The following is a 21,470-nucleotide window of genomic DNA, read 5'->3' as shown; positions in this document are numbered from 1 at the left end:
GGGAGATTGAATGGCTTACTCAGTACAAAAGTCGACGATTGCCACCCTCGTTGGCGTCTCTTTGGCGATGATGCTCTCCGCCTGCTCCAGCGACCAGCGCTACAAGCGTCAGGTTAGCGGGGACGAAGCGTACCTGGAAACGCCGGCGCTGCAGGAGCTAAAGGCACCGGCGGGGATGATCCTGCCGCTGCAGAATAGCACCTACGATATTCGTTTTGGCAATGATAAAGGGGCTATTGGCAAGGCGCTGGATATCCGTCCTCCGGCTCAGGCGTTGGCACTGCTGAATGGCTCACGCGCCCAGTATAGTAACGGCGCCGCCATCATGCTGGTGGAGAACACCGCGGGCACCCATGGGTTGTGGGGGCAGGTGGTGCGTGCGGTACAGGCGGATAACTTCCCGATCGCCAACCGCCAGGACGCCAGCCAGTCGTTGACGACGGACTGGATCGCCTTTAATCGTGCCGATGAAGATCAGCAGTATCGCGGGCGTTATCAGATCTCTGTGCAGCCGCAGGGGTATCAGACGGCGATCGTGGTCAAGTCTCTAGCCCTGGAGCAGAGTGGTTCGCCGGTGACGGCGAACGGTGAGATCCAGCGCTATGCGGTTAATGTATTGAACGATGTGGTTAGCAATCTGGATAAGATCCAGGGTGAGCTGGCAGATGCCCGCGCGAATCGCACCATCGGTCAGATCGATGTGCAGAGCGGGGCGGATGATACCGGCCTGCCGTTGCTGATCGTGCGTGCGCCTTATGCGCAGGTCTGGGAGCGCGCGCCGGCGGTATTGACGCGTCTGGGGATGACGATCAGCGACAGCAGCCGTCCGCAGGGCACCATCGCGGTGAAATACAAGGAGCCGAGTAGCAGCACTTGGGAGAGCCTGGGTGTGAGCGCCCCGGATCTGGCTAATGGCGACTACAAGATCCAAGTCGGCGATCTGGATAACCGCACCAGCCTGCAGTTCCTCGATAGCAAGGGACAACCGTTGACGCAGGCGCGTAACGACGCGTTGGTCAAGGTATTCCAGGCGGCGTTCGCCCGTCCATAATCTGCGACGATCACGCATCAGGGGGCCTCGGCCCCCTTTTTTCTGCATTTTTTTCTCCACGCAATCGTTTGGCTGGCGTATAATGCCCCTCATCCGGCGGTAACGCCGCCTCCGAACGCTTCGGTTTATTCTGTTCTTAACCTATGGAGTACGCAAAATGCAAAAGCTCGCTGAGTTGTATCGTGGCAAAGCCAAGACGGTCTATGCCACGGATAATCCGGATCTGCTGATTCTGTCGTTCCGTAACGATACGTCAGCTCTGGATGGCCAGCGCATTGAGCAGTTTGATCGCAAGGGGATGGTGAACAACAAGTTTAATCACTTCATCATGACCAAGCTGGAGGAGGCCGGGATCCCAACGCAGATGGAGCGTCTGTTGTCCGACACCGAGGTGTTGGTGAAGAAGCTGGAGATGGTGCCGGTGGAGTGCGTGATCCGTAACCGCGCCGCGGGCTCGCTGGTGAAGCGCCTGGGCATCGAAGAGGGGAAAGTGCTGAACCCGCCGTTGTTCGATCTGTTCCTGAAGAACGATGCGATGCATGATCCGATGGTGAATGAATCCTACTGCCGTACCTTCGGTTGGGTCAGCGACGCGCATCTGGCTCAGATGAAGGCGCTAAGCTATCGGGCCAACGAGGTGCTTAGTCAACTGTTTGATGACGCCGGGCTGATCCTGGTCGACTTTAAACTGGAGTTTGGCCTATTCAAGGGGGAAGTGGTGCTGGGCGACGAGTTCTCCCCGGATGGTAGCCGACTGTGGGATAAGGTGACGCTGGAGAAGATGGATAAGGATCGCTTCCGCCAGAATCTGGGCGGGTTGATCGAGGCCTACGAAGAGGTCGCGCATCGCTTGGGTGTAGTGCTCGACTGAGCCTAACGATCGACGGGGTGTGAGGCCCCGTCGCTGTTTCCGGCGCGGATTGGGCGCGCCGCTCCTGAGCGTGGCTGTGCCTTTGGCGTATCGGTTATCGAGGGTTATCGGGGTGGGCCCTGCCGTCGTTATCGCTACGCCGCCTTCTCGCCCTGTCCTCCGATTGCTGGCACGCCTTCTGGCGACGTGACGGCGGCCTGATCTCATCCACACTCGCCATCCCCTCCATTCCCGTCTATCCGACACGGGTTAGGGGGAAATGCTGTTATACTCCGCACTTTCTCCCGTGAAACTAACGTGAACGTGATCGCACCATGCCTCTTTCCGCCTCGCTTCCTGCCATGCGTCGTGCCGGTATCCGCCGCCTGTTGGTGATCAGCGGTGACGCCGACTGGTGCCGTAGCCAAGCCTTGCGCGCCATCGCCTCGCTCGCTGAGGTGAGTTGGTGCGGCAGCCCGGCTCCCGCGGGTTGCCAAGCCTTGTCGTTTAGTCAGATACGAACCCTGCTAGGACGCGAGTTGGGTCACGCGTTGTTGGATTGGCATAGCGGTTGCCACGCGGAGGCGTTGGCGGCGCTCGCCGGAACCTTACGCGCGGGGAGCTGGCTGATCCTATTGACGCCGCCCTGGTCGGCGTGGCCGCAGCATGCCGACCCGGACAGCCTGCGCTGGAGTGAGGGCGAGCAGCCTAGCGCGACGCCACATTTCGTTTACCATCTCCAGCGTACCCTGAGCGAGGCCTCCGGGGTGACGCTGTGGCGCCAGGGGGAGGCGTGCCCGCCCCCGGCACCGCTGGCCTGTGCGGATTGGCAGCCACCGGATGGTGCGCCGACGGCACAGCAAGAGGCGATCCTCACCGCCTTGGCGCATCCGGCGGCGGTGAATGTGGTGCTGGGGCCGCGTGGTCGGGGTAAATCCACCCTGAGCGGCATGTTGGCGACGCGCCTCGCGGGGCGCTGCCTATTGACGGCACCGGCGCGGGTCTCGGCGGCGCGGGTGCAGCAGGCGCTGGCGGCGTTGCCCTTCGTCGCACCGGATGCGCTGCTGCTGCGCATCGAGGCGGGGGAGTCGCTGCCTGACTGGTTGTTGATCGACGAGGCGGCGGCGATCCCGGCGCCCCTGTTACAGCGGCTGATCGCCGCCTTTCCCCGGGTGTTGATGACCACCACCGTGCAGGGGTACGAGGGGACGGGACGCGGCTTCCTGCTCAAATTTTGCTCGGCATTACCCGACTGTCGCATCCATCATCTGGATCAGCCGTTGCGCTGGGCTGCCAGCGACCCGCTGGAGGCGTGGCTGAATGCGGCGTTGCTGTTTAGCGAGGTCGACGATCAGGCCGTGGCGCCGGTGACGGCGTTGCGTTGGCTGAACCAGGCGCAATGGCAGACGGCCGCGCCACGCATGCGTGACTTCTACATGTTGCTAACCAGTGCGCACTATCGCACTTCGCCGCTCGACCTCCGTCGCCTGATGGATGCGCCCGGCCAGCATCTGTGCGCGGCGTTGGGCGCGGAGCGGGTGCAGGGGGCGCTGTGGTTGGTGGAGGAGGGGGGGCTGAGCGCCGATTTGGCACAGGCGGTGTGGGCCGGTGAACGGCGCCCGCGTGGTAGCCTGGTCGCGCAGTCGTTGGCCGCGCATGGCGGTGAGGTTATCGCGCCGCAATTACGCTCCTGGCGTGTTAGCCGCATCGCGGTGCGGGCGGGAATGCGTCGGCGCGGTGTGGCGACGGCGCTGATGAGTGAGGCGGTGTCGCAGGCGCGTGGGCAGGCGATGGATTTTCTCTCCGTGAGCTTCGGTTATACCGCCTCCTTATGGGCCTTCTGGCAGCGTTGCGGTTTTACGCTGGTGCGTGTTGGGACGCAACGCGAGGCCAGTAGCGGATGTTATAGCGCCATGGCGCTCTACCCCTTGACCCCGGCGGGGCGGGCCTTGGCTGAGCGTCTGGCCCTACGCCTGGCACGTGATGCTCACTGGTTGATGGCGCAGACCGGGTTGTCGTTGCCGCTGACGCCCTTGGCGGCCATGGCGCCCGATGAGGCCGACCGGCGTGAGCTAATCGGGTTCGCGCACCATGCGCGCCCCTATGAGAGCGTCTGTCCTGCCCTGTTGCGCTTCCTGGCGGCGAGCCCTGCGTCGGCCCTGCCGCCGTTGTTGCTACAGCTGCGCCAACAGCAGGGCGATCTGGCGCGTCTATCCCCACCATCTGGCGTCTGTGGGCGGCGTGGCCTGATCGCCGCTCTGCGTCGCGCCGTGGCCGAGGCCTTGGCGGCGCAGGCGTCATCTTGACACCACAAAGGCGGTGCCGACGGCCACTAGGCATCGGCGTCGACCTGAGCGTATAGTCATAACGTAGAGAAGATAAGTGCGAGTTTGTGATTACGCGCGCCGCTCGCGCTAGCGTCGTATACCAACGGCAAGCCAGGCGCGCCGAAGGAGTCGATTATGGAACATCATCATGTGGTGCAGCAGCCCGATGGGGCGCCGCAGCAACTGATCTTACTGTTTCACACCGCGGGCGATAATCCGGTGGCGATGGGGCAGATCGGCGGGTATTTCGCCCGCGCCTTTCCTCAGGCGTTGGTGGTCAGCCTCGGCTCACCCGAGGTGAGTCCCGATGGCGCGGGATGGCAGTGGTATGCGCCGCAGGCGGAGGACGAGGCGCAGTGCATTGCGGCGATGATGCCGCATTTATTGCACAGGTACGTCATTGGCAGCGAGTGAGCGGCGTCGGTTACCAGGCTACCGCCTTGGTCGGCTTCTCCCAGGGAGCGATCATGGCGTTGGAGGCGGTGCGTTGCGAAGCCGATCTGGCCGGACGGGTGATCGCCTTCAGCGGGCGATTCGCGACCTTGCCGCAGGATAAGCTGGGGAATACGGTGATCCACCTGCTACACGGCAGCGAGGATGAGCGAGTCGCGCTCGCCGAGGCTCAGGCGATGGAGGCGCGCCTGCGCGCGACAGGAACCGATGTGACGCTGGATACGGCGTCGGTGGGGCACGCCATCAATGATGACTTGATGGAGGCGGCGATGAGTCGCCTGTTGAGTTACATCCCTCAGCGTTACTGGGACGAGGCGCTCAGCGGTAAGCGTGGGGAGATCGTGGCCTACCGCTGAGGCGTGCGGACGTTACGGGCGTGGCTTGCGCCCTTTATCCGCCTTTGGCCAGTCGTCATCCGCATCCCACTGGGCGTTATTGTCGCGGTGAGGCGGCAAGGGGGGACGATGGTCTAAATAGCGCTTGGGATCGAGGCGCATCAGCGCCTTGATCCCGTTCCAGATCATCCCGATCAAGACCAGCAAGATCAGCCACCAATAGTCTGCCAGCCAACTCATTGTTTCCCCTCCTGGGTATGAATGTAACGTGCGAAGATCGTCGCCATATTCGCCGTGAGCCAGTCGCGCCCGGCGATCTCGTGATCCTGCCAGGCCGCCAGCAATAACGTCGGCGTGAGTTGCGTTTCGGCCTGCTGCGCCAACGGCCGATAGCTCAGGTGCCAGGGCTCGGCGGCGACGCCGGCAGGCGCGTTGCCTGTGAATGGGCGGTAGAAGTCGAACTCGGCCATGTGCGCGTCCAACCAGCGCGTCAGCGGAAGGAAATAGCCACCGGCTTGGTACTCCCACGGCTCCAGTTGGAGTCGTGCTTCCGAAGGCAGCGCCGCGACATCATAGACATCGAGATCGCTGCCCCAATGGTGGCGGCTGGCACCGGGTAGCGCCGACCAACGCAAGATAGCCTGGCAGCGCGCGTCGGGCGCGAGCGTGTCGGCCTGGATCGGGCGGCTGTCGGCGTCCAGCAGCGGACGGCGGCCATGGAACTTGTCGTTCCAGATGCGCTGTTGGCGGGCGAAGTCGCGGAAGGTGCTGGCGGGCTGGAGATCAATGCCATCCGCTTGCGCCCGCCGTTGCATGGCGAGAAATGCCTCGGCAGCTGGCCGTTGCAGGCGGTGATGGCCGCACAGCGCCACCAGATGGTCGCTGCTTTGGCCGGTTAACATCGCGGGGGTGATCATGCGAGGAGTCGCTCCATGATGCGTTGATACATACGGCAGAGGCGCTGGAGATCGGCGGCGCTGACGCATTCATCGACTTTGTGAATGGTGGCGTTGAGTGGCCCCAGTTCGACCACCTGCGCCCCCATACGGGCGATAAAGCGCCCGTCGGAGGTGCCACCCGTGGTTAACAGGCGTGGCGCCTGACCCGCGTAACAGTTGACGGCATCGACGACCGCCTCGACCAGCGCGCCGCCGGGCGTGAGGAAGGGCAGGCCGGAGAGCGACCAGTTGAGGGTGTAGCGCAACCCATGGCGCTCGAGCAACGCCGTCACCCGTTGCTGGATCGACTCGACGCTCGACTCGGTACTGAAGCGTAGATTGAATTGCACATACAACTCGCCGGGGATCACGTTGTTGCTGCCGGTACCGGCGGCGAGGTTGGCGATCTGCAGGCTGGTGGGGGGGAAGAAATCGTTGCCGCGATCCCATTCGATGGCGACCAGTTCGGCCAGCATCGGCGCGGCACGGTGTACCGGATTGTCGGCCAGATGCGGATAGGCGACATGTCCCTGAATGCCGTGCACGGTCAGATCGGCGGTGATGGAGCCGCGTCGACCATTCTTGACCACGTCGCCGAGGCGTTGCTCGCTGGAGGGCTCGCCCACCAGACAGTAGTCGAGGCGTTCGCCGCGCGCTATCAGGGTTTCGACCACGCGCACGGTACCGTCGCGGGCACTGGCCTCCTCGTCGGAGGTGATCAGGAAGGCCAGGCGACCGGCGTGTGTAGGATGGGCGGCGACGAAACGTTCGGCGGCGACGATCATCGCCGCCAGTGAGCCCTTCATATCGGCGGCGCCGCGACCATATAGCAGGCCGTCTTCGAGTGTCGGGGTGAAGGGGGGATGGCGCCACTGGCGTTCATCGCCGGGCGGCACGACGTCCGTATGGCCGGCGAAGGCCAACACCGGTCCCTCACCGCCACGCCAGGCCCACAGATTACGCGTCTCACCGTGCGGCATCGCTTCGATATGGAAGTCCAGGGCGCGCAGGCGCGCCATCAGGATCTCTTGGCACCCGGCATCGTCGGGACTCAGCGAAGGGCAACGGATCAGCTGTTGCGCCAAGGCGAGAACGGGGCAGAGCGTCATAGCGCCTCCTCGGCGAAAAAGGCCGCGTATGTCTCGGCCTTGAAGCCCAATAACAGCCGTTCGCCCTGTTGCAGCAGCGGGCGTTTGATCAGCGCCGGGTGAGCCAGCATGAGCTGTAGCGCCCCCTCCGCTTGCTGCGCCTGGGCGCGGGTGGCCTCATCCAGCCCCCGCCAGGTGGTGCCGCGCGTATTCAGCAGCGCCGTGACCCCCAGCCGGGCGATAAAGCCGTGTAACAGCGCCGCTTCCAGGCCATCGCTGCGGTAGTCATGAAAGCGGTAGGCGATCTGCCGTTCATCCAGCCACTTGCGGGCCTTTTTTACCGTATCGCAGTTCTTAATGCCGTAGATCACCGGCGCAGGGGAAGATGACGGAGTGGTCATGATACTGTTACCTTTGCTGTGCGAAGGCTCCATAATGCGGTAATTCTGCCGTGGGATCTACCCTTGCCGCACCGCCTGGGGCGTCGCCGTCCCCCTTGCTTTCCGCGTCTCGCCCCCTTCGCACCATGCGGCTTATGCGCTCGCTCGGCCAGACGTTAGGCGCGGGGATGGCGGTGGAGCGCGGCGGGATGTCACGCGCTCGCGTGACACAGCACGAAATTTATCCGCTGAAAACTTCACCACCGGCGGATGGCGAGTTATTATGCAGACGCTATTTTCCCTATAACTTAATAAAGATACGAAAATGATTGATAAAGAATTGGATACCTGGAAGTCATTTATTGAATTTATTTTGAACCAACGGGAACAACAACAGGAGTAGCCGATCCCTCGCCCCCGTTAAGGGGGCGGCGTCGTTTTGGCCTCAGGCGTGGTGGCTCGGTTTTCCGGGGAAGCGGCGACGAACCAAGATAAAGAACAACGGGACGAAGTAGATCGAGAGCAGGGTCGCGGCAACCATGCCACCCAGCACCCCGGTACCGACGGCATGTTGGCTGGCGGAGCCGGCGCCGTGGCTGGTCGCCAAGGGGAGCACCCCGAAGATGAAGGCTAGCGAGGTCATCAGGATCGGCCGCAGACGTAGGCGGCAGGCCTGCAATGTCGCCGCCAGCAGATCCTTGCCGTTACGGTTGAGCTCATTGGCGAATTCGACGATCAGGATGGCGTTTTTGGCCGACAGGCCGATGATGGTCAACAGGCCAACCTGAAAATAGACGTCATTCTCCAGTCCCCGCAGCCAGGTGGCGCAGACCGCGCCCAGCACGCCAAGTGGTACCACCAGCATGACCGAGAAGGGGATGGACCAACTCTCGTACAGGGCCGCCAGGCAGAGGAATACCACCAGCAGGGAGAGGGCATACAGCGCCGGTGCCTGGGCGCCGGAGAGGCGCTCCTGGTAGGACATGCCGGTCCACTCCAACCCGAAGCCGCTGGGCAACTCGCTAACCAACTGCTCCATGATATCCATCGCGTGTCCGGTACTGATGCCGGGCGCCGCCTCGCCGACGATCTCGACCGCTGCCGCGCCGTTATAGCGCTCCAGCCGCGGCGAACCATAGCGCCAATCGGTGCTGGCAAAGGCAGAGAAAGGCACCATCGCGCCCTGGGCGTTGCGGACATACCATTTGTCGATGTCGCTCGGCAACATGCGGTAGGCGGCCTCGCCCTGCACATAGACCTTTTTCACCCGGCCACGGTTAAGGAAATCGTTGACATAGGTGGAGCCCCAGGCGGTTTTCAAAGTGTCGTTGATGTCGTCGATATTGACCCCGAGCGCCTGCGCCTTGCGTTGATCGATGTTGACTTGGAGCTGTGGGCTATCGTCCATGCCGTTGTGACGTACGCGGGTCAGCGCCGGCTGCTTGGCGGCGGCGGCCAGCAACTGGTCGCGTGCCTGCATCAGCGCGTCGTGGCCGAGACCGGCGTGGTCCTCCAACTCCATGTCGAAGCCGGCGGTACTCCCCAGGCCAGAGATCGCCGACGGGCTGCTGGCAAAGACGCGGGCCTCACGGATCTGGGCAAACGCTTTACTGGCACGCTCGACGATGGCGGCCGCGCTGTCGCTATCGTTCGGGCGTTGCTCCCAGGGTTTGAGGCGGACGAACATCCGGGCGACGTTCTGGCCGTTGCCGCCAGGGCCTGCGCCGACGATGGAGAACACCGATTGCACATCCTTACCCTCGTCGACCAGCAGATAGTGTTCCACCTTCTCCACCACCTTCAGTGTCTCCTGCTGGGTCGAACCGACCGGTAACTGGATCTGGGTCATAAACACCCTGCGATCCTCCAACGGGAGGAAGGAGGTGGGCAGATGCAGGTATAACGTGCCCAGGCCAGCGAGGATCAATAGATAGAGCAACATGCTGCGCCCGGCATTGCGTACCACGCGCTCGACACCGTTCTCATAGCGCAGGGCGCTACGCTCGAAGGTGCGGTTAAACCAACCGAAAAAGCCTTTCTTGCCGTGTAACTGCGTCTTGTCGATTGGACGTAGCAGGGTCGCGCAGAGTGCCGGAGTGAGGATTAGGGCGACCAGCACCGAGAAGATCATCGCCGAGACGATGGTGATGGAGAACTGGCGGTAAATCGCCCCGGTAGTCCCACCGAAGAAGGCCATCGGCACAAAGACGGCCGACAGCACCAGGGCGATCCCGACCAGGGCACCCTGGATCTGATCCATCGACTTCCGGGTCGCCTCGCGCGCTGAGAGCCCCTCTTCGCTCATCACGCGTTCGACGTTCTCTACCACCACGATGGCGTCATCCACCAATAGCCCTATCGCCAGCACCATGGCGAACATGGTGAGCGTATTGATGCTATAGCCCATGGCGAGCAACACCGCGAAGGTCCCCAGCAAGACCACCGGCACGGCGATGGTGGGGATCAAGGTGGCGCGCAGGTTCTGCAGGAAGAGGTACATCACCAGGAATACCAACAGGATGGCCTCGAACAGGGTCTTCACCACATCCTGGATCGCCGCTTTGACAAAGGGCGTGGTCTCGTAGGCGTATTCGACTTTGAGGCCGTGAGGGAAGTAGGGTTCCAACTGAGCTAGCTTGGCCTTCACGCGGGCGTCGGTGGCCAGTTCGTTGGCGCCGGAGGCCAGCTTGATACTCATCCCCGTGGCTGGCTTGCCGTTAAAGCGTGACAGATAGTCGTACTTTTCCGCGCCCAGCTCGACCTGCGCCACATCGCCGAGCGTGACCAGCGAGCCGTCGCTGTTGACCCGCAGGGTGATGGCGCGGAATTGCTTCGGCGTCTGCAACTGAGACTGCGCCATCAAGGTGGCGTTGAGCGCCTGGCCGGGCAGTGCCGGGGTGGCGCCGATCTGGCCGACGGCGATCTGGCTATTCTGGCTCTTGATGGCCTGGACGACGTCTTGGGTCGTCAGGGCGAACTGGTTGAGCTTAATCGGGTCGAGCCAGATGCGCATGGCGTATTGGGAGCCGAAGGCATCGACGCTGCCCACGCCTTCGATGCGGCTGATGGGATCTTGCAGGTTACTGGCGACATAGTCGGCGATATCCTGGCGATCCATGCTGCCATCGGTGGAGACGAAGGCCACCGTCATCAGGCTACTGTCCCCCGACTTGCTGACCCGGATCCCCTGTTGCTGTACCTCTTGGGGTAGCTTGCGGGTGGCGGCGCTGAGCTGATTCTGTACCTGTTGCATCGCCTCATTGGGATCGGTGCCGGATTGGAAGGTCAGGGTGATGGAGGCGCTGCCGCTGCTGCTGCTCTGCGAGGACATATACATCAGTCCATCCAGGCCGGTCATGTTCTGCTCGATGATCTGGGTGACGGTGTTTTCCAGCGTCTGTGCCGAGGCGCCGGGGTAAGAGGCGCTGATGCGTACCGTCGGCGGTGCCAAGTCAGGATACTGTTCAATCGGGAGATCGCGGATGGCCAACAGGCCGGCCAGGCTAATGATGATGGCGATAACCCAGGCAAAGATGGGGCGATCGATAAAAAATTTAGCCATGAGTAGCCATCCTGCTAATTCTGACAACCGAGGGAGGTGGTTACTCGTGGTGCGGGTTACGCACGAGCACGCCGATGATGATGCTGCACTGTATCCTGTGTCATGGGAAAAAAAGTGGAGAAAAAATGGAAAAAACGTAAAAAATCGTGCGTTGGCGCATGGCTGAGCGATGAGTGGTCGAAAAAGCGCCAGTACGGCGCTGGCACATGTCGATTTTGCCGGGTTTTGCGGAAAAATTGTGCAATACTAGGCGTTATCGCATCCAGGGAGTCAGAAGGAGAGGGAATGGAGATCAATCCGGTATTTGCCCGCCGCTTGTATCTATGCTGGCTATTGACCCATGAAGAGAAGCCGAATGTACCACGCCTCATGCAGTGCACCGGCTGGCCGCGCCGCACATTACAGGATGTGCTCAAGGCCTTACCCGGGCTGGGGGTTACGCTGCGTTTCGTCGAGCAGGGGGTGCGTCATAACGATGGCTACTACATGCTGACGGATTGGGGGCCGCTTGATGCGGCCTGGGTGGCGCAGCACGCCGAGGCGTTGCGTGTTAGCCTCACGGAGGCGGCATAAGTCGCGAGGCGCCGTTTCCGCCTCGCCCCATGCGTTATTGGTTTTTGTACTCCAGGTAGAGTACCGTCGCGGCGACGCGTGAGCGGACATTCAGCTTACGCAGCAGATTACGGATGTGCACCTTAACGGTCTCTTCCGAGATATGTAGTTGCGCGGCGATCTGCTTGTTGGACATGCCGCGCGCCACCTCTTGCAGGACGTCCAACTCGCGTTCGGTGAGATCGGCCAGTGGATCGGCGATCTCGCTGCGCGTACCCAGGTAGTTCAAGACCGCCTCGCTAAATACATTGTGTCCTTCCGCCGCCTGGTGGATCTGTGCCAGCAGTGTCTCGGGCTCGCTATCCTTCAGCAGGTAGCCATCCGCTCCGGCATCGACCAGGGCATACACATCGCTGCGTGCGTCGGAGACGGTGAGGATGATGATGCGTGCATCGACCCCTTCGTTACGCAACGCCTTGAGTGTATCCAGTCCCGATAGCCCCTTCATATTGAGATCTAACAGGATCAGATCCGGTTGAATGCGTTCGGCCAAGGCGATGGCCTCGCTGCCGCTACTGGCCTCCGCCGCCACGTCGAAGAGGGGATCCAACTCGAGCAGTTGGCGTATGCCACGGCGCATCAGTGGGTGATCATCGACGATCATGACACGAAAGCCGGCGGTAGTTGAAGTTGGGTTTTCCATGACAAGCTCCCTGAAGGAGGGCGGTGTATCACCACCCAGCGTTATTATTATAAATCAGATCCCATCGCCGGATGTGGGGCGAAACGTTAGCGTAACACGCGTCCCTCCCGTCGGCCCTGGGGTAAGGTGTAATTCGCCATCCAGGCGGGCGGCGCGCTCGGCCATGATGGTCAAACCGTAGTGACCCGGCGGCTCTTCGCTACTGGGTAACCCGACGCCATCATCGGTGATGCTGATGACGCTGATGCCATCGGCGCGCCCGTGGCAGTTCACGCTAATGTGTTGTGCCTGAGCATGCTTGATGGCGTTAAGCGTGGCCTCCCGGACGATCTGTAGCACATGAACCTGTTGTTGCGCATTGAGTAATTGGGAAGACAACGTGCAGTGTAGCGTGATCTTTGCCGTCGTCTGCAATTTTAGCGGGGCCAATAGCTGTTGCAACGCCTCGCGCAGATCGGCCTCCTCGATCGTTAGGCGGAAGGTGGCCAGTAGCTCGCGGAGCTGGCGGTAGGCGTCGCTGAGGGCCCGATCGAAGTCTTGAATGATCGCTTGAGCCTGATGGTTTTCGGCCTCAGTCGCCCGGCGTAGCAAGGTAATCTGAATGCGCAGGAAGGCCAGCGCCTGAGCGAGCGAGTCGTGCAGCTCGCGAGCGATGGTGGCACGCTCCTCCATCAGCAGTAATTGCACCTGCTGCTTCTGAGCGCGGTTGAAGTAGACGCCACGGCTGAGCATATTGGCGACGTTTTGCATCAACTGGCGTTGGGGAGCCTGATGCGCCGGCCAACGCAACATACCGAGCGGATGTCCATCCAGCATCAGCGGCAGCGTCTCACTCGCCTCATTGGGCCTCACCTCGCCGCTGGCGAGCAGCCAGCGCCCCTGACCACTGTCCACCACCTCGAGTTGTAAGAAGTCGAGCCCCTCGCTGCTGCGCACGATCTCCAGGACCTGTTCGAAGCTGGGCTGGGTGATCTGACTCACGGTCAGCGCCTGTGAAGCTTCGAACAGCACGCCGAGGGTACGGTTGGCTTGGGTCAGGCTCTCGGTCTTCTCACGGACCTTATCTTCGAGTGAACGGTACAGCTTCTCCAACTCGCCCGACATGCGTACGAAGGCCTTCGACAGGACGCCCATCTCGTTGGGTAAGTTGACGTCCAGCGGCAGCGGCGTGAAGTGACCCCGCTGCATGCGGACGCTGGCGTTGACCAGCTTGTTGAGCGGCGCCACCACTTCGCGCCGAATGGTGCGGATGGCGAACCACACTAAGCCGAGCAGCGCCAGCAGGCCGATCAGGCTGATCAGCACCACCTGTTCCATTTTTTGCTCGGCATGGCGCTGTAGCACCAGGACAAAGTGATCGATCTGATCGACGTAATGGGCCACGCCATGTAGGAAGGCTTGGCTATGTCCCTGGCGGAGTTGGATCTCTAACCCTTGCCAGGTGGTGAGCAGTTGGGCGTACTCGCGTTGCACCGAGCCAGGCACATAGAAGCGGGTCAGTTTTTGCAGCGCGGAGGCGTGCAATGACTGGTTGTACTCTTCGAGGTGACGCGCCACATCCTGCGGTTGGTTGGTGAGATCGTAGGCCAGACGATAGCTTTGCATACGTAGCGAGCCAGCGATGTTCACCGCCTCGGCATCATTGATGCTGCTGGCGACGGTTAACAAGGCGATGCCCGTCGACAGCACGGAGAGGATCACCATGGCGATCAAGGCGCGCGCCAGGGTACTGGTCACGGAACGTTTTACCAACACATCAGCTTTCCTAAGTGAGACATGGCGCAGCGCCGATCGTGGGGAGACGCCATGCGTTATATAACTGTATAAATAGCGAAATTCAGCGCAACAGCGGACACAATGCGTGAAAGTGAGCGGAAAGGTTTGATCCCGCGCAATTATCCCCCCTATTTAACTCTAAAGAGGAATTATCAGCAGTAATAGAAACCGGATACTCGACGCCATAAGCACAATAACAACATAAATGCTGTGGTGAAGGCTAGACGTTGTTCCTGTCGCATGCATGTCATGCGTCGTCGCGTGCCTCTGAGGATACGATCGTAGGCCGCGAGCGCAACGTTGTATGAGCGATGTTGGCGCCGAGCGCGCCCTTTTTGACCCGATGGATGAGCGATGTCACAGGAGCGTTCGATGACTACTCTGTCCCGACGCCATTTATTGCGTGGCCATTGGCGTCATGCCGTGGCGGAGCGCCGCCCGCCTTGGGCGCTAGAGGAATCGGCCTTTGTGGCCGGTTGTAGCCGTTGCCATGCCTGCATCACCCAGTGTGAGAGCGGGGTGTTGGTCGTCGGCCAAGGCGGCTTTCCTACCCTCGATTTTTCCCGTGCCGAGTGCACGTTCTGTCGGCGTTGCGCCGACGCCTGTCCGCAGCCGCTGTTTCACCCCGCCGATCAGCGTCCTTGGCGGTTACATGTTGAGATCCAGGCGCATTGCTTGGCGCAGCGCAGTATTGAGTGCCGCAGTTGTCAGGATGGCTGCGAACCGCGGGCGATTATCTTCATCCCTCGCCCGGGGAGTGTCGCGGCGTTGCGTCTGGCCCCCGAGCGCTGTAGTGGTTGTGGCGCCTGTATCGCCGCCTGTCCGGTTGATGCGCTGCGGATGGTAGAGAGCGCCACCCCCAGCGAAGTTAAGGAAGCGTAATGAGCAGAGAGATATGGCACGTCTGCGGGCTGGTGGTTCAGGCCCGCCCGCAGGCAGTGACGGACGTGGCGCAACAGTTATCCGCCATGGACGGTACCGAAGTCGCGGCCAGTGAGCCGCAGCAGGGCAAGCTTGTGGTTGTCATGCAAAGCGAGGATTCAGGCACGCTGCTGGATCGAATTGAGTCAGTGCGCAATGTGGCAGGCGTGCTGGCGGTGTCGCTGGTTTATCACCAGCAGGATGAGCAAGGTGAGGATACGCCATGAAACTCAGTCGTCGAGACTTCATGAAAGCCAACGCCGTCGCTGCCGCTGCCGCAGCGGCGGGGCTGACCATTCCGACCGTGGCCAGCGCGGTGACGGGAGATGCAGCGGATACGATCACGTGGGAAAAAGCCCCGTGTCGCTTCTGCGGTACCGGATGCGGTGTACTGGTCGGCACACAGAATGGCCGAGTGGTGGCCTCCCAGGGTGACCCGGATGCCCCGGTCAACCGGGGGCTGAACTGCATTAAGGGCTATTTCCTGCCCAAGATCATGTACGGTAAAGATCGTCTGACCCAACCGTTACTGCGCATGAAGAATGGGCAGTACGACAAAGAGGGCGAGTTTACCCCGGTCAGCTGGGATCAAGCCTTCGATGTGATGAGCGACAAGTTCAAGGGTGCGCTGAAGGAGAAGGGGCCGAGTGCCATCGGCATGTTCGGATCCGGTCAGTGGACGGTGTGGGAAGGCTATGCGGCCGCCAAGTTGTTTAAGGCGGGTTTCCGCTCCAACAATATCGATCCCAACGCGCGTCACTGCATGGCCTCCGCGGTGGTCGGCTTTATGCGTACCTTCGGTATGGATGAGCCGATGGGCTGCTATGACGATATCGAGCAGGCCGATGCCTTCGTACTGTGGGGCTCCAACATGGCGGAGATGCACCCGATCCTGTGGTCGCGCATCACCAACCGCCGACTGAGCAACGACAAGGTTCAGGTCGCGGTACTCTCCACCTTCGAACACCGTAGCTTCGAGCTGGCGGATAACCCGATTATCTTCACGCCGCAGTCCGATCTGGTGATCCTGAACTACATCGCCAATTACATCATTCAGAACAACGCGGTCGATCAGGCGTTCCTCGATCAGCACGTCAACATCCGTAAAGGGGCGACCGACATCGGCTACGGCCTGCGTCCGACCGATCCACTGGAGAAGGCGGCGAAGAACCCGGGGAGCGATGCCTCCGAGCCGATGAGCTTCGAGGACTACAAGGCCTTTGTGGCCGAGTATACCCTGGAAAAAACCGCCAAGATGACCGGGGTACCGCAGGATCAACTGTTGGCGTTGGCCAAGCTGTATGCCGACCCGAACATCAAGGTGGTCTCCTACTGGACCATGGGCTTCAACCAGCATACCCGTGGGGTGTGGGCAAATAACCTGTGCTACAACATCCACCTTCTGACCGGCAAGATCTCTAAGCCGGGCTGTGGTCCCTTCTCGTTGACCGGCCAGCCCTCCGCCTGCGGTACCGCCCGCGAGGTCGGCACCTTCTCCCACCGTCTGCCGGCGGACATGGTGGTGACCAACGCCAAGCATCGCCAGATCGCCGAAACCCGTTGGAAGATCCCGGCCGGAACCATTCCGGACAAGGTTGGGTTGCACGCCGTGGCGCAAGACCGTGCGTTGAAAGACGGCAAGCTTAACGCCTACTGGGTGATGTGTAACAACAACATGCAGGCCGGTCCGAACATCAATACGGATCGTATGCCAGGCTGGCGCGATCCGCGTAACTTCATTGTGGTTTCTGACCCCTATCCGACGGTGAGCGCGCTCTCCGCCGACCTGATCCTGCCGACCGCCATGTGGGTGGAGAAAGAGGGCGCCTACGGTAATGCCGAGCGCCGTACCCAGTTCTGGCACCAGCAGGTTCCGGCGCCGGGAGAGGCCAAGTCGGATCTGTGGCAGTTGATGGAGTTCGCCAAGCGTTTCACCGTCGATGAGGTGTGGCCAGCCGAATTGTTGGCGCAGATGCCGGCATTGAAGGGCAAGAGCCTGTATGAGGTGCTGTTCGTCAACGGTAACGTCAACAAGTATTCGCTGGATGAGATCCCGGCCGATCGTCTGAACGATGAGGCGCGCGCCTGCGGCTTCTACGTGCAGAAGGGGCTGTTCGAGGAGTATGCCGGCTTTGGTCGCGGTCATGGTCATGACCTGGCGCCGTTCGATGACTACCACAAGGCGCGCGGTATTCGTTGGCCGGTGGTCGACGGCAAGGAGACCCTGTGGCGTTACCGTGAGGGCTACGATCCGTTCGTTAAGGCGGGAGAAGGGGTGCGTTTCTACGGCAAGCCGGACGGTAAGGCGGTGATCTTTGCGCTGCCCTATGAGCCGCCCGCCGAGGTGCCGGATCAGCAGTATGACCTGTGGCTCTCCACGGGCCGCGTGTTGGAGCACTGGCATACCGGCTCGATGACGCGCCGTGTGCCGGAACTGCATCGCGCCTTCCCAGAGGCGGTGCTGTTTATTCATCCGCTGGATGCCAAGGCGCGCGGCTTGCGCCGAGGCGACAAGGTGAAGGTGTCGTCACGTCGCGGCGAGATGATCTCCATTGTCGAGACGCGCGGACGTAACCGCGTCCCGCAGGGGCTGGTGTATATGCCATTCTTCGATGCCGCACAACTGGTCAACGTGTTGACGCTAGATGCGACCGATCCGCTGTCGAAAGAGACCGACTTTAAGAAGTGCGCGGTGAAGGTTGAGAAGGTGTAAGGACGAGATCCGATGACGGAACAACGAGATAAGGGACCGGCACGGCGGCGCTTCTTGCGCGATGCCGTTCGCGGTGCGGGCGGGTTGGCGGCCGTAGCGATCCTGCTGGGATTGCAACAGAAGCAGTCTCAGGCACGGGATGGGTTGGCATTACGTCCGCCCGGCGCGTTGCCCGATGGTCGCTTCGAGGCCGCGTGTATTCGCTGTGGGCAGTGCGTCCAGGCTTGCCCGTATGACACGTTGCAGTTGGCGACGCTGTTGTCGCCTTCGGCGGCGGGTACCCCTTATTTCATCGCTCGTCAGACACCGTGCGAGATGTGTGACGACATCCCTTGTGTGGCGGCTTGCCCGAGCGGGGCGCTCGATCCGGCGTTGACCGATATCGATGACGCCCGCATGGGGCTAGCGGTGTTGCTCGATCACGAGAACTGCCTCAACTGGCAGGGATTGCGCTGCGACGTCTGTTATCGCGTCTGCCCGGCGATCGATCAGGCCATCACCCTAGAGTTGCATCGCAACGAACGCACCGGTAAACACGCCAAGTTCTTACCGACCGTCCACAGCGATCACTGTACCGGTTGCGGCAAGTGTGAACAGGCCTGCGTACTGGAGGAGTCGGCGATCAAGGTGCTGCCCTTGGCGCTGGCGCGTGGCGAGTTGGGGCGGCACTACCGCCTCGGCTGGGTCGAGAAACAGAAGGCGGGGCATGCCTTGGTGCCAGAGAGTGCGCCATTGCCGATCCGTCAACCGCAGGGAGGTGAGTGATGGCGAATCCGGTCGCCCAAGCGGGGCTGGAGGCGCGTCGGCGTCTCGGTTGGTGGCGTAGCCACCGTTGGCTGTGGCTGCGACGCAGCTGTCAGTTGGGGGTGTTGGCGCTGTTTCTCAGCGGCCCAGTGTTCGGGGTATGGATCCTGAAGGGCAATTACAGCGCCAGTCGCTTCCTGGATACGTTGCCGATGAGTGATCCGCTGATGATGCTGGAGAGCCTGCTCGCGGGCCATTGGCCGGCCATGACGGCGTTACTGGGGGCGTTAGTGGTGCTGGGGCTGTATGGCCTGATCGCCAGCCGCGCCTTCTGCGCTTGGGTATGCCCATTGAATCCGGTGACCGATCTGGCCGCCTGGTTGCGCCGCCGCCTGGCCATCCGCCAATCGGCACCGCTATCGCGCCAGCTACGCTACGGCATCTTGCTGGCCATCTTGGTCGGTAGCGCCGTCAGCGGCACGCTGCTGTGGGAGTGGCTTAACCCCGTCGCGTTATTGGGACGTAGCCTGATCTTCGGCGCGGGCGCCGGGCTGTGGCTGATCCTGGCGATCTTCCTCTTCGATCTGTTGGTCACCGAGCATGGCTGGTGTGGTCACCTCTGCCCGCTGGGTGCCCTGTATGGGGTGATCGGCAGCAAGAGTCTGCTGCGTATCGGTGCGACGCGGCGTGAACGTTGTACCCGTTGCATGGATTGTTTCCATGTTTGCCCGGAGCCTCAGGTATTGCGCGATCCGGTACTCAATCACAATCACAGCCCGCTGGTGCTGAAGCAAGAGTGCATCAGTTGTGGGCGCTGCATGGACGTATGTGCCGAGCAGGTATTTGAATTTAAGACACGATTTCATCGTTCGGGAGATAAACAATGAAGAGCAATGTCATCAAGAAGCGGTTCTCCCTGGGGGTACTGTTACTGGCGTTGGCGGGGGGGGCCTCGGCCGTCGACAATGCGGTCGACTTAGCCCAGTCACCGGAGGTGTCCGGCACCGCCGAAGGGCAGGTCAGGATGCCGAAACAGCAGGAGCGGATGGCATTGAACTATGTCAACCAACCGCCGATGATCCCGCACAGTGTGGACGGCTACCAGATTACCAAGAACACCAACCGCTGCCTGCAATGCCACGGGGTGGAGAACTACCGTACTACCGGTGCGATGCGTGTCAGCCCGACTCACTTTATCGACGCCAGCGGCAAGATGTTGGGGCAGGTAGCGCCTAACCGTTACTTCTGTCTGCAATGCCATGTGCCGCAGAGTGATGCCGCCCCGATCGTCGGCAACACCTTTACCCCCTCCAGCGGTTTCGGTCAGTAAAAGGGGCCTATGATGAGTGAGCAACACAACGCCCCGACGGGCAACAAGCCGGGTCTGCTGCGCCGGGTGTGGCAGTGGTGGCGTCGCCCTAGCCGTTTGGCGATCGGCACGCTGTTATTGCTGGGGTTTGGCGCCGGTATCCTGTTCTGGGGTGGTTTTAACGCCGGTCTGGAGAAGGCGAACACCGAGCAGTTCTGCCTCAGCTGTCATGAGATGCGCGACAATGTTTACCAGGAGTACCTGGAGACGGCGCATTATTCCAACCGCAGCGGGGTGCGTGCCACCTGTCCAGACTGCCACGTGCCGCATGAGTTTGTGCCGAAGATGATCCGCAAGATTAAGGCCAGCAAGGAGCTGTACGGCAAGATCTTCGGGGTGATCGATACGCCGCAGAAGTTTGAGGCGCATCGCTTGCAGATGGCGGAAAACGAGTGGGCGCGCATGAAGGCCAATAACTCGCAGGAGTGTCGTAACTGCCATAACTTCGACAATATGGACTTCAGCCAGCAGAAAACGGTGGCGGCGAAGATGCATGACCAGGCGATCCGGGATAACAAGACCTGTATCGACTGTCATAAGGGCATCGCCCATAAGCTGCCGGAGATGAAAGGCATTCCTACCGGCTATTAAGCGCCCTTGAGGCGATATGCGAATCAATGCGCCCATCTGGGCGCATTTTTTTAGCTATCGACAGGGGGCTTTGGCCGCACCATGCTCGCTTCTGCCGACGCGCGCGCTCTTGTCCGTGAGTTCGCGGCTATCCCACGACTTAGCAGGCGATGAAGCGGTGGGTGTGATCGAGACGGTATCTCACCCCGGCGCGGATACCCTCCTCCCCCTCGACGGCGAGGGCGAAACGTATACGCTTCCCATCGTGGTAAGCCAATGCGGCGCAGCCTCCCACGCCCAAGACAATACTGTTAACCGGCGCGACGCTGGCGATGACCGAGCTGGCACCGACGGCGGTGATATCTACGCCGTCGCCACTATTGATAATTTTGGCCGTATCGCCAAAGCTGACGAGACGCGCCAGATCACCCGTGTTCGCGAGGTGACTCTCTGGCCCACAGGCGGCGAGATGGGCTCGTGTGCCGCCATTGACGATGCGTGCATGCGCGCCCGCGCTACTGACATAGGCCGCATTGCCGCTCAGCGCGATACGGACTTGTTTGCCATTGCTGGCAATATGCGCCTGGTAGCCGCAGCTGGCGAGGCGTACCCGTGCACCACTACAGGCGATCTGCGCGCCGTAGCCCGCGAGGGCCAGTTCACCATGATCGCCGCGCCAACCGAGGTGACAGTGTGAGCCGCAACAGGCGAGTTGGCTCTGTTGCGCGTGGTTGCCCAGCTGGAAATGGTCACCCGCGCAGGCGATGCGGCTGCCGTAAACGCCATTGTGCCAGCGTTCACCATCCCGGGCACTGGCGATCTTGGGTGCATAATCGCCCTGGGGTGGGAGGGGAGCGGCCGCGTTGCGGAGCGAACTTAATCGCTCCGCCAGGTGCATCATGGCGCCGATATCCTCGCGAATAAAGGCCAGGCGCGTGTACCCGCGGGCCCAACCATACTCGGCCAGCGCGCTAGCCCAGTCGAGCCGCTCGGCCTGGATGAGGGCACGGTAGATCGCGCCGTAGTGGCCTCCCCGTGGGAAATGATGCCGCAACCAGCGGTATAGCCAGCGAGAGGCGCACCCGTGGCGCAGGTCGTGCAGGGTGAGGATCATGGCCGCGCCTCCTCACGAGAGGGG

General features: G+C 61.5%; 19 protein-coding genes and 1 pseudogene. 12 read left to right on the top strand and 8 right to left on the bottom strand.

The window, feature by feature from the left end; all coding sequences use genetic code 11:
* The first annotated feature begins 10 nt into the window (after positions 1 to 10).
* The 4 genes and pseudogenes from bamC (at position 11) to ypfH (ending at position 5,037) form a co-directional block, all read left to right on the top strand.
* The gene (gene bamC / locus DCL27_RS11345; RefSeq protein WP_005296561.1) at positions 11 to 1,051 is read left to right on the top strand and encodes an outer membrane protein assembly factor BamC; all 1,041 of its coding nucleotides are present in this window, start codon (positions 11 to 13) and stop codon (positions 1,049 to 1,051) included.
* A gap of 157 nt (positions 1,052 to 1,208) precedes the next feature.
* Positions 1,209 to 1,922 carry a phosphoribosylaminoimidazolesuccinocarboxamide synthase gene (purC, locus tag DCL27_RS11340; protein WP_035596697.1) on the top strand — a complete coding sequence of 238 codons (714 nt, stop codon included), beginning with the start codon at positions 1,209 to 1,211 and terminating at the stop codon, positions 1,920 to 1,922.
* 314 nt (positions 1,923 to 2,236) lie between these two features.
* Positions 2,237 to 4,207, top strand: a complete 1,971-nt coding sequence (locus tag DCL27_RS11335) for a tRNA(Met) cytidine acetyltransferase TmcA (protein ID WP_035596700.1) — start codon at positions 2,237 to 2,239, stop codon at positions 4,205 to 4,207.
* Between the two features lie 156 nt (positions 4,208 to 4,363).
* Positions 4,364 to 5,037: pseudogene (ypfH, locus tag DCL27_RS11330) on the top strand (esterase).
* Between the two features lie 12 nt (positions 5,038 to 5,049).
* Here the strand turns inward: ypfH and DCL27_RS11325 are convergent.
* The 5 genes from DCL27_RS11325 to acrD form a co-directional block, all read right to left on the bottom strand.
* Complete coding sequence (locus DCL27_RS11325; RefSeq protein WP_005283814.1) at positions 5,050 to 5,256, bottom strand: YpfN family protein; 207 nt, start codon at positions 5,254 to 5,256, stop codon at positions 5,050 to 5,052.
* A complete protein-coding gene (locus tag DCL27_RS11320; RefSeq protein ID WP_035596702.1) occupies positions 5,253 to 5,933 on the bottom strand; it encodes a M15 family metallopeptidase in 681 nt (226 codons plus the stop codon). Before DCL27_RS11320 ends, DCL27_RS11325 begins: the two co-directional genes overlap by 4 nt.
* Positions 5,930 to 7,063 (bottom strand): succinyl-diaminopimelate desuccinylase, encoded by a 1,134-nt coding sequence (gene dapE, locus DCL27_RS11315; RefSeq protein ID WP_035596703.1) that lies wholly within the window; start codon positions 7,061 to 7,063, stop codon positions 5,930 to 5,932. Before dapE ends, DCL27_RS11320 begins: the two co-directional genes overlap by 4 nt.
* Entirely contained in the window at positions 7,060 to 7,443 is a 384-nt protein-coding gene (locus DCL27_RS11310; RefSeq protein WP_035596704.1) for an ArsC family reductase, read from the bottom strand. The genes dapE and DCL27_RS11310 overlap by 4 nt, the downstream gene beginning before the upstream one ends.
* A 424-nt stretch (positions 7,444 to 7,867) precedes the next feature.
* Positions 7,868 to 10,984 (bottom strand): multidrug efflux RND transporter permease AcrD, encoded by a 3,117-nt coding sequence (gene acrD / locus DCL27_RS11305; RefSeq protein WP_035596706.1) that lies wholly within the window; start codon positions 10,982 to 10,984, stop codon positions 7,868 to 7,870.
* A gap of 285 nt (positions 10,985 to 11,269) precedes the next feature.
* On the opposite strand from acrD, the gene DCL27_RS11300 reads away from it, so the two are divergent.
* Positions 11,270 to 11,557, top strand: a complete 288-nt coding sequence (locus DCL27_RS11300; RefSeq protein ID WP_005296554.1) for a winged helix-turn-helix domain-containing protein — start codon at positions 11,270 to 11,272, stop codon at positions 11,555 to 11,557.
* Positions 11,558 to 11,591: 34 nt separating this feature from the next.
* Here the strand turns inward: DCL27_RS11300 and narP are convergent, their stop codons facing one another.
* Together narP and narQ are read right to left on the bottom strand one after the other, a co-directional pair.
* Positions 11,592 to 12,239: a nitrate/nitrite response regulator protein NarP gene (gene narP / locus DCL27_RS11295; RefSeq protein WP_005296552.1), complete on the bottom strand. Its 648-nt coding sequence runs from the start codon at positions 12,237 to 12,239 to the stop codon at positions 11,592 to 11,594.
* Between the two features lie 54 nt (positions 12,240 to 12,293).
* On the bottom strand, positions 12,294 to 13,994 hold the full coding sequence (gene narQ / locus DCL27_RS11290) for a nitrate/nitrite two-component system sensor histidine kinase NarQ (protein WP_005296550.1): 1,701 nt from the start codon (positions 13,992 to 13,994) through the stop codon (positions 12,294 to 12,296).
* Positions 13,995 to 14,387: 393 nt separating this feature from the next.
* On the opposite strand from narQ, the gene napF reads away from it, so the two are divergent.
* The 7 genes from napF to napC are packed head-to-tail and all read left to right on the top strand — an operon-like array spanning position 14,388 to position 20,353.
* Positions 14,388 to 14,897, top strand: a complete 510-nt coding sequence (napF, locus tag DCL27_RS11285; protein ID WP_035596710.1) for a ferredoxin-type protein NapF — start codon at positions 14,388 to 14,390, stop codon at positions 14,895 to 14,897.
* Positions 14,897 to 15,163, top strand: a complete 267-nt coding sequence (gene napD / locus DCL27_RS11280) for a chaperone NapD (RefSeq protein WP_005283844.1) — start codon at positions 14,897 to 14,899, stop codon at positions 15,161 to 15,163. The genes napF and napD overlap by 1 nt, the downstream gene beginning before the upstream one ends.
* Positions 15,160 to 17,649, top strand: coding sequence for a nitrate reductase catalytic subunit NapA (gene napA, locus DCL27_RS11275; RefSeq protein WP_005283847.1), 2,490 nt, complete (start codon positions 15,160 to 15,162; stop codon positions 17,647 to 17,649). The genes napD and napA overlap by 4 nt, the downstream gene beginning before the upstream one ends.
* A 12-nt stretch (positions 17,650 to 17,661) precedes the next feature.
* Entirely contained in the window at positions 17,662 to 18,414 is a 753-nt protein-coding gene (gene napG, locus DCL27_RS11270) for a ferredoxin-type protein NapG (RefSeq protein ID WP_005283850.1), read from the top strand.
* The gene (gene napH / locus DCL27_RS11265; RefSeq protein ID WP_005283853.1) at positions 18,414 to 19,280 is read left to right on the top strand and encodes a quinol dehydrogenase ferredoxin subunit NapH; all 867 of its coding nucleotides are present in this window, start codon (positions 18,414 to 18,416) and stop codon (positions 19,278 to 19,280) included. Before napG ends, napH begins: the two co-directional genes overlap by 1 nt.
* Positions 19,277 to 19,723 (top strand): nitrate reductase cytochrome c-type subunit, encoded by a 447-nt coding sequence (gene napB, locus DCL27_RS11260; RefSeq protein ID WP_005283856.1) that lies wholly within the window; start codon positions 19,277 to 19,279, stop codon positions 19,721 to 19,723. The genes napH and napB overlap by 4 nt, the downstream gene beginning before the upstream one ends.
* A 9-nt stretch (positions 19,724 to 19,732) precedes the next feature.
* Entirely contained in the window at positions 19,733 to 20,353 is a 621-nt protein-coding gene (gene napC / locus DCL27_RS11255; protein WP_005283859.1) for a cytochrome c-type protein NapC, read from the top strand.
* A 139-nt stretch (positions 20,354 to 20,492) separates the two neighbouring features.
* On the opposite strand, the gene DCL27_RS11250 is transcribed toward napC, so the two are convergent.
* Positions 20,493 to 21,446 (bottom strand): YdhT family protein, encoded by a 954-nt coding sequence (locus DCL27_RS11250; protein ID WP_035596716.1) that lies wholly within the window; start codon positions 21,444 to 21,446, stop codon positions 20,493 to 20,495.
* Between the last annotated feature and the right edge of the window lie 24 nt (positions 21,447 to 21,470).

Source organism: Edwardsiella tarda ATCC 15947 = NBRC 105688 (genome assembly GCF_003113495.2).
GTDB lineage: Bacteria > Pseudomonadota > Gammaproteobacteria > Enterobacterales > Enterobacteriaceae > Edwardsiella > Edwardsiella tarda.
This window is presented reverse-complemented; position numbering and strand designations above follow the sequence as displayed.

Bases quoted from the DNA above. Each gene is read 5' to 3' on its own strand.
- acrD (WP_035596706.1), bottom strand. From the start codon at position 10,984: ATGGCTAAATTTTTTATCGATCGCCCCATCTTTGCCTGGGTTATCGCC.
- DCL27_RS11335 (WP_035596700.1), top strand. From the start codon at position 2,237: ATGCCTCTTTCCGCCTCGCTTCCTGCCATGCGTCGTGCCGGTATCCGC.
- bamC (WP_005296561.1), top strand. From the start codon at position 11: ATGGCTTACTCAGTACAAAAGTCGACGATTGCCACCCTCGTTGGCGTC.
- napH (WP_005283853.1), top strand. From the start codon at position 18,414: ATGGCGAATCCGGTCGCCCAAGCGGGGCTGGAGGCGCGTCGGCGTCTC.
- napA (WP_005283847.1), top strand. From the start codon at position 15,160: ATGAAACTCAGTCGTCGAGACTTCATGAAAGCCAACGCCGTCGCTGCC.
- dapE (WP_035596703.1), bottom strand. From the start codon at position 7,063: ATGACGCTCTGCCCCGTTCTCGCCTTGGCGCAACAGCTGATCCGTTGC.
- DCL27_RS11310 (WP_035596704.1), bottom strand. From the start codon at position 7,443: ATGACCACTCCGTCATCTTCCCCTGCGCCGGTGATCTACGGCATTAAG.
- narP (WP_005296552.1), bottom strand. From the start codon at position 12,239: ATGGAAAACCCAACTTCAACTACCGCCGGCTTTCGTGTCATGATCGTC.
- napD (WP_005283844.1), top strand. From the start codon at position 14,897: ATGAGCAGAGAGATATGGCACGTCTGCGGGCTGGTGGTTCAGGCCCGC.
- napG (WP_005283850.1), top strand. From the start codon at position 17,662: ATGACGGAACAACGAGATAAGGGACCGGCACGGCGGCGCTTCTTGCGC.
- DCL27_RS11325 (WP_005283814.1), bottom strand. From the start codon at position 5,256: ATGAGTTGGCTGGCAGACTATTGGTGGCTGATCTTGCTGGTCTTGATC.
- napF (WP_035596710.1), top strand. From the start codon at position 14,388: ATGACTACTCTGTCCCGACGCCATTTATTGCGTGGCCATTGGCGTCAT.
- DCL27_RS11250 (WP_035596716.1), bottom strand. From the start codon at position 21,446: ATGATCCTCACCCTGCACGACCTGCGCCACGGGTGCGCCTCTCGCTGG.
- napC (WP_005283859.1), top strand. From the start codon at position 19,733: ATGATGAGTGAGCAACACAACGCCCCGACGGGCAACAAGCCGGGTCTG.
- DCL27_RS11300 (WP_005296554.1), top strand. From the start codon at position 11,270: ATGGAGATCAATCCGGTATTTGCCCGCCGCTTGTATCTATGCTGGCTA.
- purC (WP_035596697.1), top strand. From the start codon at position 1,209: ATGCAAAAGCTCGCTGAGTTGTATCGTGGCAAAGCCAAGACGGTCTAT.
- DCL27_RS11320 (WP_035596702.1), bottom strand. From the start codon at position 5,933: ATGATCACCCCCGCGATGTTAACCGGCCAAAGCAGCGACCATCTGGTG.
- napB (WP_005283856.1), top strand. From the start codon at position 19,277: ATGAAGAGCAATGTCATCAAGAAGCGGTTCTCCCTGGGGGTACTGTTA.